Origin of the sequence: Nitrospira sp. (assembly GCA_030692565.1) — a bacterium.
GTDB lineage: Bacteria > Nitrospirota > Nitrospiria > Nitrospirales > Nitrospiraceae > Nitrospira_D.
Genome location: JAUYAO010000057.1, coordinates 59,341 through 74,573 on the forward strand (window position 1 = coordinate 59,341; position 15,233 = coordinate 74,573).

Below are 15,233 nucleotides of genomic sequence, written 5' to 3' on the forward strand. Positions count from 1 at the left end.
TCATCAGCAGGATGCTCAAACAGACTGTCCAGCAAGACCGCAGCGAGCGAAGGACCGAGGCGTACTTTCTGGAGTACGTTGAGGACCTGAGCGATGCGAGAACGCCGCTGGCAGGTTGTTTCAGCATCCTGCCTCAGGAGGCCTCATGATCGATCTCCGCAGCGACACCGTCACGCAACCCACCGATGCCATGCGCAAAGCGATGGCGCGCGCCGAAGTGGGGGACGATGTCTATGGGGAAGACCCGACCGTCAATCGACTGCAGGACATGGCCGCCGCCTTGCTCGGCAAACGCGCCGCGCTGTTCGTACCCTCCGGCACCATGGGCAACCAGTTGGCGATCCGTGCGCACACCCAGCCGGGACAGGAAGTCATCGTCGAGAGCAAGTCGCACATCGTGCGGTATGAACAGGGCGCCGCCGGCGCCCTCGCGGGCGTCCAGTTGCATTGGGTCGTCGGCGAGCGCGGCATCATGACGGCTGAACAGGTCGAAGCGGCGATCAGACCCACAGATCCGTACTCCATTCCGACGGGACTCATCTGCATCGAAAACACACACAACAGCGGCGGTGGCACCATCTATTCGCTGTCGACCATTGAAAAAATTCGCGCCATCGCGACGAAGCACGGAATCCCGATGCATCTCGACGGCGCCCGACTGTTCAATGCCGTCGCCGCGACGACCCTGCCGGCCGCCACCTATGCGCAACATTTCGAAACGGTGTCCTTCTGCCTCTCCAAGGGTCTCGGGGCGCCGGCCGGCTCCCTGCTGGTCTCCAGCGATATCCCGCTGATCGAACGCGCCCGCCGCTTCCGCCGCATGTACGGCGGGGCCATGCGCCAGTCCGGCATCCTCGCGGCCGCCGGCATTCATGCGCTCGAGCATCATGTCGCCCGACTGAAGCACGATCATGACCATGCCAAGAAACTCGCGCGTGCATTGCAGCAGATTCCGGCCGTACGCATCGCGCCACAACATGTCGAGACCAACATTGTGATCTTCGATGTCCCCGACCATCGCCTGGCCCCGGCTGATCTCGTGACCCAACTCAAGGACCACGGCGTGCTCATCCACGCGATCGGAGGCCGCAGCTTTCGCGCCGTCACCCATTTAAATATTTCAACGAAACAGATCGACGAAGCCGCCGAAGTCTTTGCCCAAGTCCTCCGCTGACCGCGGCGTCCGTTGACACCTCCTTTCAACGACACATACAATGCGCCCCATCGATCAACAGGAGCCGCGATGACCCTCCAGGTGGTGTCGTTCCAACAGATCAGCCGCATTCTCGAAGTGACCGACGCGCTGGGGCTCAACCGGGAATGGGTCGAGATCCCGCTTTCCCCGGAAACCCCGGGTGTCGTGCGCCGCCTGCACAACGGAAAACTCGAAATCATCGTTGACGCCGAACAGCCCTTCGAACAATGGCTCAGTGCATTGCCGCAACACCTTCAACAAGTCCCCGGAGCATGATGGACAGTCCCCTCTCCACCCCGGTCCCAACCAGGGAAGAACTGAACGCCGAGCTTCTTGAAGTCCCTGAACCGCCTGAGCAGCCGCCCATTCCTGAACCGCCGGGATTCGATGACAGCGTCGAGATGGCGCTCACACACATTCGCGGCCGCCGGGGAGGCGACCTGGTCGGTATTCTCATGGTGGGATCCGGTGCGCGCCGCGCCCTCACCCCCCACAGCGATATCGATCTCATCGCCCTCGTCAAGGGTGATCGCGAAGGGCACGAAATTTTGCGGGCCGGCGAACGGCTGGTGGATATCCGCTACTTTGGGCATAAGCTGGTCGAGGACGAACTCGCCTACTCCACTCGCCTGCCCTCGCTGCTGCGGAAAGCCCGCCTTCTCTTCGACCATGACGGGATCAGCGCCAAGCTGATCGAAAAAGCCAACCAGCGATTCCGACAAGGCCCCACTCCGGCCTCGATGAACGAGCAAATCCGTCTGAAGGCCGAATGCCTCCACTTACTGGGCAAGGCTCAGGACGTGACTGAAAAGCCGGCCCTGGCCCAATATCTGCTCACGCTGTTTTTTGAAGAATGCACGATGGCATTCTTCCGGATCAGGGGGTTCTGGCTGACCGCCCCGGTCGATATCCACCGGTTCATGTCCTCCCGCGAACCGGCCCTGGCGGAACTGGCGGCTCGATTCCTCCTCACCGCAAATCTTTCGGAACGACTCAACTTTGGGCGGCAAATTGCCGATCTACTCTTTAAGGACGTCCCGAATCCCGCTCGAATCGATTAGCACCCTCTATCTAGCGGACCGGGACCCCCTGCAGTTGTAAGAATTCGAACCGTCACAGGACATGGGAACGGATCCCTCACGTTCCCGTTATGCATCGATTCACCGCTCACGTCCGTTCTCGGCACGGATGCCAAGGAGTCGTTATGGAACTGGGATTTATCGGGCTCGGGAAAATGGGCATGAACATGGTCACCCGGCTGCGGCGGGACAACCACCGGGTGGTCGTCTTCGATCGCTCGGCAGATCTCGTCAAACAGGCTGAGGGACAAGGCTGCGTGGCAGCCACATCACTCCCCGATCTGATCGGCAAACTGACCGCCCCGCGCACCGTCTGGGTCATGGTGCCATCGGGCGCGCCGACCGAAGAAACCGTGCAAGCCGTCGCCGCCTTGCTTCAGCCGGGTGACACGATTGTCGATGGCGGAAACACCCGGTTTCACGATGACGTTCGTCGGGCCGCCGACCTCAAGAAGAAGCAACTCCATTACGTCGACGCCGGCACCAGCGGCGGGATTTGGGGGCTCAAGGTCGGCTACTGCCTGATGATCGGTGGGGAAGAAGCCCCGGTGAAACGGCTCACCCCGCTCTTCACGACACTGGCACCCGAAAACGGTTGGGCCCACGTGGGCGGACCAGGCGCCGGGCACTACGTGAAAATGGTGCACAACGGCATCGAGTACAGCATGATGCAGGGCTACGCCGAGGGATTCGAATTGATGTCCAAGAGTGAATACAACCTGGACCTGGGCCGCGTGGCCGACCTCTGGATGCATGGCAGCGTGGTGCGCTCGTGGCTGCTGGAACTGGCCGTCGACGCACTGAAGGACGACCCCAGACTCGATAAGCTCAAGGGCTTTGTGCAGGATTCCGGCGAGGGACGCTGGATGATCGCGGACGCGATTGAAAAGGACGTACCGGTTCCCACGCTCACCACGGCCCTCTTCACGCGCTTCCGCTCCAGGCAGGATCAGTCCTTTGCGGAAAAAATGCTGGCGGCGCTGCGTAACGCCTTCGGCGGGCATGCCGTACGGCGGTAACACCCGTCACGAGGAGCGAGCCCTGCATGCCCACATCACAATCACGCATTGAGATCAGTCCGGCTCAGGAGACCCTGCCTCCCGTCGAGCCGACGACACTCGTCATCTTCGGAGGATCGGGCGATCTCGCCAAACGCCGATTGATCCCGGCGCTCTACAATCTGCTCCTCGACGGGCTCATGCCGTCGAACTTTGTCGTGCTCGGACTCGGCCGCAAGTCGATGAGCGACGAAGAGTTTCGCGCGACCGTGCGCGACGGTGTGGTGAAACACTCCCGCCAGGCGCTCATCGAAGATACGTGGGCCGCCTTTGCCAGCCATCTCTTTTACATGGCCGGTGAAAACGACGACCCGAATACCTATGTCCGGTTGAAAGCCCGCGCCGAAGAACTCGAGCGCGTGTTTCAGTTGCCGGGCAACCGCATTTTCTACCTCAGTATCCCGCCGAGTTCATTTACCCCAGTATGCGAAGGGCTCTCTAGTTCCGGGGTGGCCATCAAAGCCAACGGACAAGCCCCCTATGCCCGCATCATTGTCGAGAAGCCGGTCGGACGCGATTTGAAATCGGCCCAGGAAATCAATGCCGTCACCGGTCGGGTGTTCGACGAATCGCAGATCTTCCGAATCGATCACTATTTGGGCAAAGAAACCGTTCAGAATCTGATGGTCGTGCGATTTGCGAACAGCATCTTCGAACCGATCTGGAACCACCAGCACATCGACCACGTCCAGATCACGGTGAGCGAGGCCGAAGGCGTCGGAACCAGGGCCAGCTACTACGAGGAAGCCGGCGCATTGCGCGACATGGTCCAGAACCACATACTCCAACTGCTCTGCCTGGTGGCGATGGAGCCGCCCTACTCGCTCGACCCGGATGTGGTCCGCAACGCTAAGATGGAGGTGCTCCGCTGCCTGCGCCCGATCACCGGCAAAGATGTCGAGACATTTACGGCGCGCGCGCAATACACCGAAGGGACCGCCCACGGCGAAGCAGTGCCGGGCTATCGTCGGGAGAAAGGCGTGAACCCTACCTCGACCACGGAAACCTATGTGGCGGTGAAATGTTTCGTCGAAAACTGGCGCTGGTCCGGCGTGCCGTTTTACTTGCGCACCGGGAAAGCCCTACCGCTCCGCGCGAGTGAAGTGGCGGTGCAGTTCAAAGACATCCCTCAGATTCTCTTCAACGCCAACGGACTATCACCACAGGCACCGAATGTGCTGACCTTGCGCATCCAGCCGGAAGAAGGCCTGTCGCTCCGCATCGTCTCACGCGTTCCTGGGACGAGAGCGCAAACCCACCCCGTCGAAATGAATTTCAAATATGGAGAAGTGTTCGGCAGACCGTCACCTGAGGCTTATGAACGGCTGCTCTTGGACGTGATGGCCGGTGACGCCTCACGCTTCATGCGCCGCGACGCCGTGGAAGCTTCCTGGGCCTGGATCACTCAGATCCTCGAAGGGTGGCAACAGTCCGGCCAGCGCTGGCTCCCCGAGTACCAAGCCGGCACCTGGGGACCGGTCGAAGCCGACCGCCTCATCCAGAACGATGGCCGCTCCTGGCGGACGCTCTAGACCCTTCTCAACCGATCTGAAGCTGCCGCAGGATTTCCTCTTTCTTCCCCAGCCCACCAATAAATCGTTCAAATAAGCCGCGGCGATAGAGAGCGAGGGCCGGAAGCGAGGACACTTCTAATTCGGCCGGGATCTGAAAATTCTCGTCGACATTCATAGTCAGAACCAGGACCTTCTCTCCAAGTTCACCCTGCAGCTGTTCCAGTTCCTTCATTAACACTTTGCAATGGCCGCAGCCCGGCTTCCAGAACTCGACGAGTACCGGAACCATGGCGCGTTCGACCACCCGATCGAAATCCGCGTCGGTCACCGGTTGGAGGGGTGAGGGCATTGGAGCTACGAGGACTTTGACAAGGCAGGTTGGAGGACTTGCTGATACACCAGGTCAGCAAAAAGGCGATAGCCGGCGGTGGTGAGGTGCAATCCGTCGTTAGAATATTCACGGGCTAACAGATTCGTCTCAGGCTCAGCTGTGGCGGTGAAGAGATCGATGGCCGAGAGATTCTTCGTTCGACCATAGTCGAGAATCAAATGATTCAGCTCGTACCGCCGCTCTAAATGACCGGCGACCCAGTCCATTCCTTCACGACTGTTCCCTGCATCCTCGACTCGCAAAGACGGCACCGTTACGGGCACCGGCACTCCTCCGGCAGCCAGGGTCTGCTCGTACATCTTCACTAGATTGCGCATGATTTCATGCGTCGGTCCGTTCCACCCTAAATCGTTGGTTCCGCCCAGGATCACGACATAGTGAGGCGCGTGCGCCAGCACATCCTTCCGGAATCGCATGACCATTTCCCCCGTGAGTTCGCCGCAGATCCCGCTGATAGAAACCTGCCCGGCCGATCCGAGTCTCTCTTGTAGTGATTCTCCATAGGGCGTGGAGCCGCCTTGAGGGTGTTCTCTTGTGGGAGATTGGAACCCCGCGGTCAGGCTGTCACCGAAGCAGATGATCCGAACAGGCGGCATTGAGGTCATAGTGGAGCGATTGTACTGACCGCCTACAGGTCTGACAAGCCATGGCACTCGCACAATCCTTCGTGAGTTCAGCTAGTCGAGAATACTGATTTCCTTGACGAATTTTCGACCTCCCGATAGGTGTATCACTATGTCTGATCTCAAGGCCGCACAAGAGATGATGGCAGCCGCGGTCGCGGCTAAGGGAACGGAAGATCCTGAGGTCGCCTCGGTCAAGCGCGTCTTAAAGCTTCTCGATAAGACCGCCAAATCCAATCGCACCTACGGAGCCACCAATCCGGTAGCGCTGAAATTTTCCCAGCAGCTCTTCGAAGAGCTGTCCAGTCATCTTGGCACCTACGCCAAACTTACCTTTCTCGTCACCCGTTCGGAGTTGCTCTGCAAAGACGAGGTCGTCTACCAGGCCGAAAAAGAGGGGGGCAGCGAGAATCTCGCCTTCAAACTCTACGCCGACGGTATCCGCGAACTCGTGCTCCATCAAGGGTTGACGCAGGAAGACCTGTCATTCTTTCTCGATGCCCTCTGGGCAAGCCAGGACAAAGAGAACGACGACGACATTGTCACCCGCCTCTGGCAAAAGAACCTGGCCGCTCTGACGCTGGTCACGGCGGAAGAAATCGCAAAAGCGTCAGGAGGATCGGACGCCTTCCTGAAGCTCGACACCGGGATGTCCTCATCGGACAGCACGCTCCGCGAGTTGCTTGACCGCGAACGCTCAAGAAAATCGCAGAGCACCGGAACCGGAATTGGAATCGGAACGGGAACCGGAATTGGCACCACTGATGGAAGCGCGGCTACCGGCGAACGACCGGGATCGGGAGAAGGCAGCCGTCAAGCCACGCGGTTTCAATCCGGACTGGTGGGATACGAAGTGACGGAGGAAGAGCTTGCCGCGCTCGCGAAAGAAATCGAAGAAGAGAGCCAGCAGGACAGTACGACGTACATTCTCGACGTGCTCACCGCGATTCTGGCGTCGGAACAATCTCCGGCCCTGCTGACCAAACTCTTCTCCCTGTGGGGCCACGTCATCACGGCGCTCTTTCAAGCGGGGAAATGGGCCGTGCTTGAGTCCGTCCTCAGCATCCTCCACGAAACCGAGGCAGTCCGTCCGGATATCGCCGAAGCCCATAAGCAACAGCTGGCCACCCTTCTGACCGGCCTGGGCAAACCGGAACACGTCAAGGCCATCGAGTCGTACCTGAATCGGACGCCGAACCCCAACACCGAAGGACTCTCGACCGTGCTCCTTCTGATGGGCTCTGACGCCGTATCCCTCCTCTGCTCACTGATGGCCAATCTTGAACACGCCGCCCATCAGGCGATTGTGGCAGAAACGCTCCACGCCTTAGCCCAAGACCACCCTGAACCGTTGATTCGAGGCCTCACCGATCGACGACCGGTCTATGTCAGAAATCTTCTGGCCATCGTCGCCAAGTGGAGCAATCCGATATTCACCGAAGCGGTTGAAAAACTCGTGCGGTATCCGGATGCGCAGGTCCGCAAGGAAGCGGTCCGGGTATTCGGTCTGCTCAGGCCTAACGGCAACGGCGCCAGACTCATCCTCTGCCTGTCCGATGCCGAGGATACTGTTCGTATCGCCGCATTGAAGTTGTTGGCCACCGGACAATACACCGCTCCGTTTCCTCAGTGGACCCCGATCCTCTCCGACGACACATTTCTGGAACGCCCGTTGAGCGAAAAGCGCGGACTGTATCAAGCGATCCGCGCCACCTGCGGAGATGAAGCCATTCCCTATTGGCAGGGTCTCTTCACCGAATGGGCCTGGACCAACAGGAAGAAGAAAGAGGAATGTGCCGTGCTGGCCGCCGAAGCCCTCGGAAAACTGGCCACCCCCGCCGCAATCGCCACCTTAGAACTCGGAAAGAAAAAAGGAAGCGCCGCGGTTCGCCAGGCCTGCACCATGGCGATCTCGCAACTGCATAAGCAGTCCAAGGCAAGCACGCCTCAACCCACGTTACATGAGGACGCCCCGTGAGTGACTTCAAGCTCGTTCAGCCAGCCGCTAAAAACGACCAGACGCAGCCGCTGCTGACCCACGAGAAATCCCTGTCGCAAAAAATCGGCCACGGATCCGAGGCCGGCGACATCCTCGATCAGCAACTCGTCATGCTGGGCTTCCAGCTGATTACCCAACTCAACACACTCATCAAGACCTCAAAGATTCATGGCCGGACGAACGCCGCGCTGGACAAGCCGGTTGAGACCATGCTCACGCTGATTCAAACGCTGGCCCACGATCAGCCGGTGACCTTACGACTGCAAAACGACTTTCTGTTCCTCGGCGAAAGTCACCTGAAGGTCAATGCCCAACAGATGGCCGTCATCGGCAGCATCATCGATTCACTGAACAAGTGGAAAATTGGCGGCCTGACATTTGGTTCCGCCGTGACATCGAAGGACCTTCGGGAATTCGCCTATCTCTTCGTCAGTCTGGATCCCGCCACAAAATCCGTGGACGACTTCCGGCAAGAGCTGAAAGCGCGCGAAGTCAATGGCATCGACTTGGAAGATCCTCGCGAGTTGGAGCTCCACGAGGACTTGAATACCGGATCCGGTTCGGGGAAGCCTGGTGAAACAACCACGGACCCGAAAGTCCAACACAAAATCCAGTCCAAGAATGCCTATGCCAAAGCCGCCAGCGCCGTCGGAGGGCTCGAGAAGTCTGTGCGGGATGGCGGCACGGTCAATTTCAAGCAGGCGAAGCGAGCCATCCAGAACATCGTGGATTTGATGATGCAGGACGAGGCCACCCTCTTGGGATTGACCACCCTGCGATGCCACGATCAATACACGCACAACCACTCGGTCAACGTCTCCTTGCTCTCGATTGCCTTGGCCAACCGTACCGGCTATCCCAAGGTTGCGCTGGCGGATCTCGGATTGGCTGCGCTGTTTCACGACATGGGCAAATCGACGATTCCCCTTGAAGTGCTGAATAAGCCCGGCGAGTTTTCCGACGAAGAATGGGTCGCGATGCGGAATCATCCGACCGAAGGCGTACTGAGCCTCGCGGAGTTGCGTGGAATTACCAATCTTCCCGCCCGCATGGCCGCCGCCTCATTCGAGCATCACATGAATCTCGATTACTCCGGCTATCCTAAGTTGAAGACGCCCTGGAAACTGTCGCTCACCGGTCGCATCCTGATGATTGCCGACTGTTACGACGCCATGACCTCCTCACGCGTGTACCGGCGCGAACCGATGTCGCCCTCCAAGGTGCTGAACATCATGTTCGGCAAGTCGGGGAAAAGTTTTGACGCAACGCTCTTGAAGCTATTCGTCAACTGCGTCGGCATCGTCCCCATCGGCAGCCTCGTCATGCTGAATACCGACGAGCTGGCCGTCGTCCTCAAACCCGCGGTCGAGCGAGCCGATGCCGAACGACCGCTGGTGAAAGTCATTGCCGATCCCGAAGGGAACCTGATGGATAGCGGCCCGGAACTGGACCTCACCGGCAAAGATGCATCCGGCGACTATCGTCACAGCATCGTGCGACTCATCGACAATACGGAGCATCAATTCGACACCAGTCGCTATTTCGTCTAGCCCCTTCGCACTGCCTTGACAGGCTCTCATCGCCTCGTTATTCTGACCGACGCTTACCCGCACATCCGTGTCATGCTTAGCCTAAGGAGTGTTCATATGCGCATCCCCGTCGTACAGACGATTATCGTTACCGCCCTCTTCTCTCTGCTGCTGGGACCGCTCTCGACGGCCGTGCAGGCGGCTGACGCCTTCAAGATGGGAGTCGTTGACCCGCAGACGGTCCTTGAGAAATCCAAAGCCGGCAAGAAAGCGCTTGAAGGGCTCAAGGAATACGTCACCACGAGACAGAAACTGCTCTCCCGGGACGAAGAAGAACTGCGGAATTATGAAAAACAGCTCAAAGAGCAACTCGCCAAGTTGGGCGAGGCCGAGAAGAAAGACAAAGAAGCGCAGTTCCGGACAAGAATCCAGGACTACCAAAAGCGCGCGCAGGAATTCAATCAGGAGCTTCAGGGCAAGCAGAAAGAACTCGTCGACGACTACATGAAGCGCATCGGCTCAGCCACACAAACAGTGGCCGAGAAGGGCGGCTTCTCGATTGTGGTCGACCGCGGAAGCGAACAGACCGTGAAAATCGTGATCTACAGCAAAGACACCGTCGATCTCACCGAACAAGTGATTAAAGAGTTCGATCGCGTAAACAAGTAGCGTTCTCGGGCTAGGCCGGCTGCCCTCCTTCGAGTGGACAGCCGGCCTCTCTCCAGGCCTTGATTCCCCCATCCATCGATACCACGCTCGTATAGCCCATCTGTTGCAGAGCGTCCGCCGCCAGTACCGAACGGAAGCCGCCGCCGCAATACAAGACAATCGCCGCCTGCTTCTCCGGAATCATCGTTTCGATATCACGCTCGATAATTCCCTTACCCAAGTGGGAAGCCCCTTTGGCATGATCCGCCGCAAACTCATGGTCTTCCCGTACATCGATAAAGTGAAACTGCTCGCCGCGAGCGATGCGGCGCTGTACATCCGCCACCGTACATTCCGTGACGCGCGCCCTGGCTTGGTCCACTAGCTTCAGAAACCCGGGATTGTGCTTCATCCTTCCTCCTCGTCATGAAACAATGCGGTCTGAACTCCGCCGGGTCGCCTGAACGTATCGGGAATCGCACCCTCCCGATCGCATGCAAAACCAGCCCGACGCCTCGCCACCTCGAACAACTGCTCGATCATCTGCCAATAGATTCCCGATCCATGGTGGCGATCGAAAAAGGCTGATTCGGAAAGCCGGCCTCCTCGCACCTCGCGAAGGCGATTGGTGATTTTTGCGAATCGGTCCGGGAATGCATCCTTGATTCGCTCCAGAAAAACGGACTCCACGCTACCGGAGAGCCGCAGCAAGCTGAACGTCGCCGTGCGCGCACCGGCAGCCCGCGCCCGCTCAAGCAGCTCAGGAATCGCTTCATCGTTAAGCCCGGGAATCACCGGCGCGATTGAAATCCCGGTCGAGATCCCCGCCGCAGAGAGAACCTTCATCGCCTCCAACCGCTTGCCGATTGAAGGAGCATGGGGTTCCATCTTTCTGGCCACCTCCTCATCGGCAAACGGAATACTGAAGTAGACCCGTATCCAGGATTGCTGACGCAGCTTCGTCAACACATCCAGGTCACGGAACACCAATGCACCCTTCGTAATGATGCCCACCGGATTCCGATACTCGGCACAGACGGCTAAACAGGCGCGCGTCAGACCGTACGAGGCTTCCAACGGCTGGTAGCAGTCGGTGTTCCCGGAAAATACGATCAGCTCGCCCTTCCAGGACGGACGCTCAAAAGCCTGACGCAACAGAGTTGCCGCATCCTCCTTCACCACCAGTTTGGACTCAAAATCGGTTCCGGCTCCGAATCCCCAATACTCGTGAGAAGGACGGGCATAGCAATAGGCGCAACCATGGAAGCAACCGCGGTAGGGATTGACGCTCCAGCGAAAGGGAAGATCGGGGCTGTCATTGCGACTCAGGATTTCCCGGCTCGCGTCGCGAAAGATCTGCACAGTTGCCGCGGGAGCAGGCTCCAGCAATTCACGATGAGACGAGTCAAATGGATTTGGAGGATTGGAGACCGTTCGCATGGCGTCATCGTGGCGACGTGAATAGCGATTGTCAATCCACGGCAATCCGCGCCGCGGCTACGTCACGCTTTGCCTCACGCGTTGCGTTGACTCTACCTAAACCCGATGCTAGATTCCTCAAACTTTCTCAGGAGTACCACGTGTACGATCTACGCCAGTTACGGGACCATCTCGACTCAATCCGCGAACGCCTCGGCCGCCGGGGAACCGACGTCCCCTGGGACACCATGAAGACGCTGGTTGATGAGCGTCGCAATCTGACCATGCAGGTCGAACAGCTCCGGAGCGACCTTAAAAAAGGCTCTGACGAGGTTGCCAGACTAAAGCGCGCCAAGGAGCCGGCAGACGAAGCGGTCGCCGCCATGAAACAGGTCGGGGATCGGATTCGTGAGATTGAAGGCACCCTGCGTGGCGCTGAAGAATCACTGGCCGATTTGAATTTGCGCATTCCCAACGTCCCGCACGAATCCGTCCCCCCAGGACAGGATGCCTCGGATAATGTCGAGATCCGTCAATGGGGCACCCGCCCCTCCTTCGATTTCCCGGCGAAACCCCATTGGGAACTCGGCGAGGCGCTCGGGATTCTCGATTTCGACCGGGCCTCCAAGCTCGCCGGCGCCCGTTTTGCCGTCATGACCGGCGCCGGAGCCCAACTTGAACGCGCGCTCATCAACTACATGCTCGACCGCCATACGACACAGCACGGATACCGGGAAGTGCTCCCTCCCCTGCTGGTCAATCGGGCGACGATGACCGGCACAGGGCAACTACCCAAGTTTGAGGAAGATCTGTTCCGTCTGAAAGACGAAGACTATTTTCTCATCCCTACCGCTGAAGTGCCGCTCACGAATCTCCACCGGGATGAATTGCTGGACGAAGAAGTATTGCCGATCCGCTATACCGCCTATACGCCCTGCTTCCGCCGCGAAGCCGGATCCTACGGAAAAGATACCCGCGGCTTGATCAGACTCCATCAGTTCAACAAAGTCGAACTCGTCTCGTTTTGCCCTCCCGACCAGTCACAGGGTGAACTCGAACGACTCACCGGCCATGCGGAGAGCATTTTACAAGGACTAGGATTGCCGTACCGTGTCGTGACGCTCTGCTCGGGAGACATGGGATTTTCAGCGGCGAAGACGTACGACATCGAAGTCTGGCTGCCCTCTCAACAGCACTTCCGTGAAATTTCCTCCTGTAGCAACTTTGAGGCGTTTCAAGCTCGTCGCGCCAATATTCGCTATCGCACAACGGGCAATAAGAAAGACTCTAAGACAGAGTTCGTCCACACCTTGAACGGTTCGGGTCTTGCCGTGGGCCGGACGCTGCTCGCGATTTTGGAAAACTACCAGCAGGCGGATGGGAGCATTGTCGTTCCGACGCCGCTTCGCCCCTATATGGGAGGGCTTGACTGCATCAGAAAGTAGTGCGACATATCTTCCTACGGCTCGGAGGGGTGACGGAGCGGCCGAACGTGCCAGTCTTGAAAACTGGAGATGGGGCAACCTATCCGCGAGTTCAAATCTCGCCCCCTCCGCCATATACCCATCGGACAGTCACAACCTCCCCATCTCGCCTCCATTCACATCTCCATTGCATCCACTCACTCAGCGCCACATGGCAACACTCGACCCGATCACAATCAAATCCATATCATTAATATTTCAATCGCAAACTATTGATATAGCTATGCATTAGATAATCTGAAGCGCCGAATATGAACCGCAGAGCTCTAGCCCACCTCCCTCTTTCGGTTGGTGCACTCCTACCTCTACGGTATTTCCAGCCCGCACGGCCTCGCCTATCCTGACACCACCTGCGCATAGCGGATATGACATCAGGAATAGCCCGGGACAAGGAGGGAGCAAATGCAAAAACAAGTTGGCAAGATCGGAGCCATTCGCAGAGAGATCCGAGGGAAAGCCTGCACTTCCTGCGGCGGACACATCTACCAAATAGTCCTTCGCTCGTCGCTTACCCCGGAAGCCGCGACACTGTTTGCGCGATGCACCCATTGCCACCACCCCAGAGGCATCGATAAAGATTTCGGAAAAGTGCTTTGGATGTAGCGGGTCGCCCTCAACACAGCATACGCACCACTGGAGACAGATCCATGCCTTTGACACGATGGACTCACTATCGGCAAACACGCGCTCAAAAGAAGAAAGCCCTGCACCTGCTCGCGCTGAGCGGAGTGATTCGGCCAAGCACCATCGAACTTCGCTACACCGCCCCTCTCTCCCATATCTCAGCGGAGCCTTTGTGTGAGGAGCAGACACCCCTCGCTCAGGATGCATCCGCACCTGCCATCTCCACGCTCCCCATGCACTCAGCCGAGACAACTCACCTGGCACAACACCTTTACTCGACAGCCTTCATGCTTCTAGCCAAGTCCAGACGTCACATCCAAAGCCTTCAATGGGACACCAGGAACGCCGCATGACCCGGCCAAACTTTTAACCAGACGGCCAAGACCTTTCACTTGTACCTCTTGCACCGGCTGAGGTAATATCAGCCCGCTCGTGAGCGACGTAACCGCGCTGACGACTCTGCCCGCCTGCGGACAGACCCCTATGCAACTGGTCGTGGAGAGGTGGCCGAGTGGCCGAAGGCAACGGTTTGCTAAACCGTCGTAGGGAGAATATCCTTACCGAGGGTTCAAATCCCTCCCTCTCCGCCATCCAGCGCCCCAGCCATAAGTCCTAACCCATCAGCCGGCTGGCTCCAATCATCCCTGCAGCTCCCCCATTCAATTCTTTCCTGTTGTGCGAAGCACCTTCATATCGTAAGGTAAGATTCGTCGACCGTTCCCACCGCCACCATCAAGAAAGGATGACTCATGCGCATGTTCGCAGTATTTGCCGTAATCATTGCCCTGTTGGCCGGCCCATCGGCGTTTGCCGCATCGGGAGAGCCGACGAATGACGACCAAAAAACGCTGTACGCTCTCGGCCTGGCGATCAGCCAATCGCTTGGCACCTTCGCCCTGTCCGAATCGGAGTTGGATTTCGTCAAGTCCGGCCTCACCGATGGTGCCTTGAAGCGCACACCGAAAGCCGATCTTCAAACATTCGGCCCGAAAATTCAGCAGCTCCAGCAAGCCCGGGCAGCCGTGGTTGCGGACGCGGAAAAGAAAGCCGGCGCAACCTATCTCACCAAAGCCGCAGCTGATAAAGGCTCCACAAAGACGGAGTCCGGAATTGTCATCACCACGATCAAGCCAGGAACCGGCGCCACCCCAAAACCGACCGATACCGTCAAGGTGCATTATCATGGGACACTGCTCGACGGCACCGTCTTCGACAGCTCCGTAAAGCGCGGCGAGCCGGCCACATTCCCCTTGAGCCAAGTGATCAAGTGCTGGACGGAAGGCGTGCAGCAAATCAAGGTCGGCGGCAAGAGCCGCCTCGTCTGCCCGGCCAATCTGGCCTACGGAGATCGCGGATCACCACCCGCCATCAAGCCTGGCGCCACGCTTATTTTTGAAGTGGAACTGCTGGAAATCGTCGCCGCGAAATAACGACTGCGGTATTCACGGGGCGGTGACTTGAGTCATGAGTCGCCGCCCCGACAAGTCCTCGAAAAGTTCGCACGATACGTTCAATTGGCCTTGACCCAATCACGGCTTCTGCGGTATCGTCCACCACTTTCCAGAAGTGAGTCCCCGTGTCGTGCCGAGGTAGCTCAGTTGGTAGAGCACAGCCCTGAAAAGGCTGGTGTCGACAGTTCGATTCTGTCCCTCGGCACCACATCCCCTTCA

General features: G+C 58.3%; 15 protein-coding genes and 3 tRNA genes. 14 read left to right on the top strand and 4 right to left on the bottom strand.

Annotated features, from left to right (window positions below):
* Positions 1 to 145: 145 nt before the first annotated feature.
* From Q8N04_16000 to zwf, 5 genes are all read left to right on the top strand, one after another.
* Positions 146 to 1,174, top strand: a complete 1,029-nt coding sequence (locus tag Q8N04_16000; protein MDP3092178.1) for a GntG family PLP-dependent aldolase — start codon at positions 146 to 148, stop codon at positions 1,172 to 1,174.
* A 69-nt stretch (positions 1,175 to 1,243) separates the two neighbouring features.
* Entirely contained in the window at positions 1,244 to 1,471 is a 228-nt protein-coding gene (locus Q8N04_16005) for a hypothetical protein (GenBank protein MDP3092179.1), read from the top strand.
* Positions 1,468 to 2,256, top strand: a complete 789-nt coding sequence (locus tag Q8N04_16010; protein MDP3092180.1) for a hypothetical protein — start codon at positions 1,468 to 1,470, stop codon at positions 2,254 to 2,256. Before Q8N04_16005 ends, Q8N04_16010 begins: the two co-directional genes overlap by 4 nt.
* 143 nt (positions 2,257 to 2,399) lie before the next feature.
* A complete protein-coding gene (gene gnd / locus Q8N04_16015; protein ID MDP3092181.1) occupies positions 2,400 to 3,293 on the top strand; it encodes a decarboxylating 6-phosphogluconate dehydrogenase in 894 nt (297 codons plus the stop codon).
* Between the two features lie 26 nt (positions 3,294 to 3,319).
* Positions 3,320 to 4,864 (top strand): glucose-6-phosphate dehydrogenase, encoded by a 1,545-nt coding sequence (gene zwf, locus Q8N04_16020; GenBank protein MDP3092182.1) that lies wholly within the window; start codon positions 3,320 to 3,322, stop codon positions 4,862 to 4,864.
* A 7-nt stretch (positions 4,865 to 4,871) separates the two neighbouring features.
* Here zwf and Q8N04_16025 read toward each other — a convergent pair whose 3' ends face one another.
* Positions 4,872 to 5,195 carry a thioredoxin domain-containing protein gene (locus tag Q8N04_16025; GenBank protein ID MDP3092183.1) on the bottom strand — a complete coding sequence of 108 codons (324 nt, stop codon included), beginning with the start codon at positions 5,193 to 5,195 and terminating at the stop codon, positions 4,872 to 4,874.
* Between the two features lie 5 nt (positions 5,196 to 5,200).
* Entirely contained in the window at positions 5,201 to 5,833 is a 633-nt protein-coding gene (locus tag Q8N04_16030; protein ID MDP3092184.1) for a GDSL-type esterase/lipase family protein, read from the bottom strand.
* A 139-nt stretch (positions 5,834 to 5,972) separates the two neighbouring features.
* Here Q8N04_16030 and Q8N04_16035 point away from each other — a divergent pair, with 139 nt between their 5' ends.
* The 3 genes from Q8N04_16035 (at position 5,973) to Q8N04_16045 (ending at position 10,057) form a co-directional block, all read left to right on the top strand.
* On the top strand, positions 5,973 to 7,838 hold the full coding sequence (locus Q8N04_16035) for a hypothetical protein (protein MDP3092185.1): 1,866 nt from the start codon (positions 5,973 to 5,975) through the stop codon (positions 7,836 to 7,838).
* Complete coding sequence (locus Q8N04_16040) at positions 7,835 to 9,409, top strand: HD domain-containing protein (GenBank protein MDP3092186.1); 1,575 nt, start codon at positions 7,835 to 7,837, stop codon at positions 9,407 to 9,409. The genes Q8N04_16035 and Q8N04_16040 overlap by 4 nt, the downstream gene beginning before the upstream one ends.
* A 96-nt stretch (positions 9,410 to 9,505) precedes the next feature.
* Positions 9,506 to 10,057, top strand: a complete 552-nt coding sequence (locus Q8N04_16045; GenBank protein ID MDP3092187.1) for an OmpH family outer membrane protein — start codon at positions 9,506 to 9,508, stop codon at positions 10,055 to 10,057.
* A 10-nt stretch (positions 10,058 to 10,067) separates the two neighbouring features.
* On the opposite strand, the gene Q8N04_16050 is transcribed toward Q8N04_16045, so the two are convergent.
* Positions 10,068 to 10,448 (bottom strand): rhodanese-like domain-containing protein, encoded by a 381-nt coding sequence (locus Q8N04_16050; protein MDP3092188.1) that lies wholly within the window; start codon positions 10,446 to 10,448, stop codon positions 10,068 to 10,070.
* Positions 10,445 to 11,476, bottom strand: coding sequence for a PA0069 family radical SAM protein (locus Q8N04_16055; protein MDP3092189.1), 1,032 nt, complete (start codon positions 11,474 to 11,476; stop codon positions 10,445 to 10,447). Before Q8N04_16055 ends, Q8N04_16050 begins: the two co-directional genes overlap by 4 nt.
* 140 nt (positions 11,477 to 11,616) lie before the next feature.
* Here Q8N04_16055 and serS point away from each other — a divergent pair, with 140 nt between their 5' ends.
* The 6 genes from serS to Q8N04_16085 all read left to right on the top strand — a co-directional run bounded on the left by serS (position 11,617) and on the right by Q8N04_16085 (position 15,222).
* Positions 11,617 to 12,900 (top strand): serine--tRNA ligase, encoded by a 1,284-nt coding sequence (gene serS, locus Q8N04_16060; protein MDP3092190.1) that lies wholly within the window; start codon positions 11,617 to 11,619, stop codon positions 12,898 to 12,900.
* A 23-nt stretch (positions 12,901 to 12,923) separates the two neighbouring features.
* A tRNA-Ser gene (locus Q8N04_16065) sits at positions 12,924 to 13,013 on the top strand.
* Between the two features lie 328 nt (positions 13,014 to 13,341).
* Positions 13,342 to 13,542: a hypothetical protein gene (locus Q8N04_16070; protein ID MDP3092191.1), complete on the top strand. Its 201-nt coding sequence runs from the start codon at positions 13,342 to 13,344 to the stop codon at positions 13,540 to 13,542.
* A 518-nt stretch (positions 13,543 to 14,060) separates the two neighbouring features.
* Positions 14,061 to 14,153 (top strand) — tRNA-Ser (locus tag Q8N04_16075).
* 159 nt (positions 14,154 to 14,312) lie between these two features.
* Entirely contained in the window at positions 14,313 to 14,993 is a 681-nt protein-coding gene (locus tag Q8N04_16080; GenBank protein MDP3092192.1) for an FKBP-type peptidyl-prolyl cis-trans isomerase, read from the top strand.
* A 153-nt stretch (positions 14,994 to 15,146) separates the two neighbouring features.
* Positions 15,147 to 15,222 (top strand) — tRNA-Phe (locus Q8N04_16085).
* Positions 15,223 to 15,233 lie beyond the last annotated feature (11 nt).

Bases quoted from the DNA above. Each gene is read 5' to 3' on its own strand.
- zwf (MDP3092182.1), top strand. From the start codon at position 3,320: ATGCCCACATCACAATCACGCATTGAGATCAGTCCGGCTCAGGAGACC.
- Q8N04_16005 (MDP3092179.1), top strand. From the start codon at position 1,244: ATGACCCTCCAGGTGGTGTCGTTCCAACAGATCAGCCGCATTCTCGAA.
- Q8N04_16045 (MDP3092187.1), top strand. From the start codon at position 9,506: ATGCGCATCCCCGTCGTACAGACGATTATCGTTACCGCCCTCTTCTCT.
- Q8N04_16055 (MDP3092189.1), bottom strand. From the start codon at position 11,476: ATGCGAACGGTCTCCAATCCTCCAAATCCATTTGACTCGTCTCATCGT.
- Q8N04_16010 (MDP3092180.1), top strand. From the start codon at position 1,468: ATGATGGACAGTCCCCTCTCCACCCCGGTCCCAACCAGGGAAGAACTG.
- gnd (MDP3092181.1), top strand. From the start codon at position 2,400: ATGGAACTGGGATTTATCGGGCTCGGGAAAATGGGCATGAACATGGTC.
- Q8N04_16035 (MDP3092185.1), top strand. From the start codon at position 5,973: ATGTCTGATCTCAAGGCCGCACAAGAGATGATGGCAGCCGCGGTCGCG.
- Q8N04_16025 (MDP3092183.1), bottom strand. From the start codon at position 5,195: ATGCCCTCACCCCTCCAACCGGTGACCGACGCGGATTTCGATCGGGTG.
- Q8N04_16050 (MDP3092188.1), bottom strand. From the start codon at position 10,448: ATGAAGCACAATCCCGGGTTTCTGAAGCTAGTGGACCAAGCCAGGGCG.
- Q8N04_16070 (MDP3092191.1), top strand. From the start codon at position 13,342: ATGCAAAAACAAGTTGGCAAGATCGGAGCCATTCGCAGAGAGATCCGA.
- Q8N04_16080 (MDP3092192.1), top strand. From the start codon at position 14,313: ATGCGCATGTTCGCAGTATTTGCCGTAATCATTGCCCTGTTGGCCGGC.
- Q8N04_16030 (MDP3092184.1), bottom strand. From the start codon at position 5,833: ATGCCGCCTGTTCGGATCATCTGCTTCGGTGACAGCCTGACCGCGGGG.
- Q8N04_16000 (MDP3092178.1), top strand. From the start codon at position 146: ATGATCGATCTCCGCAGCGACACCGTCACGCAACCCACCGATGCCATG.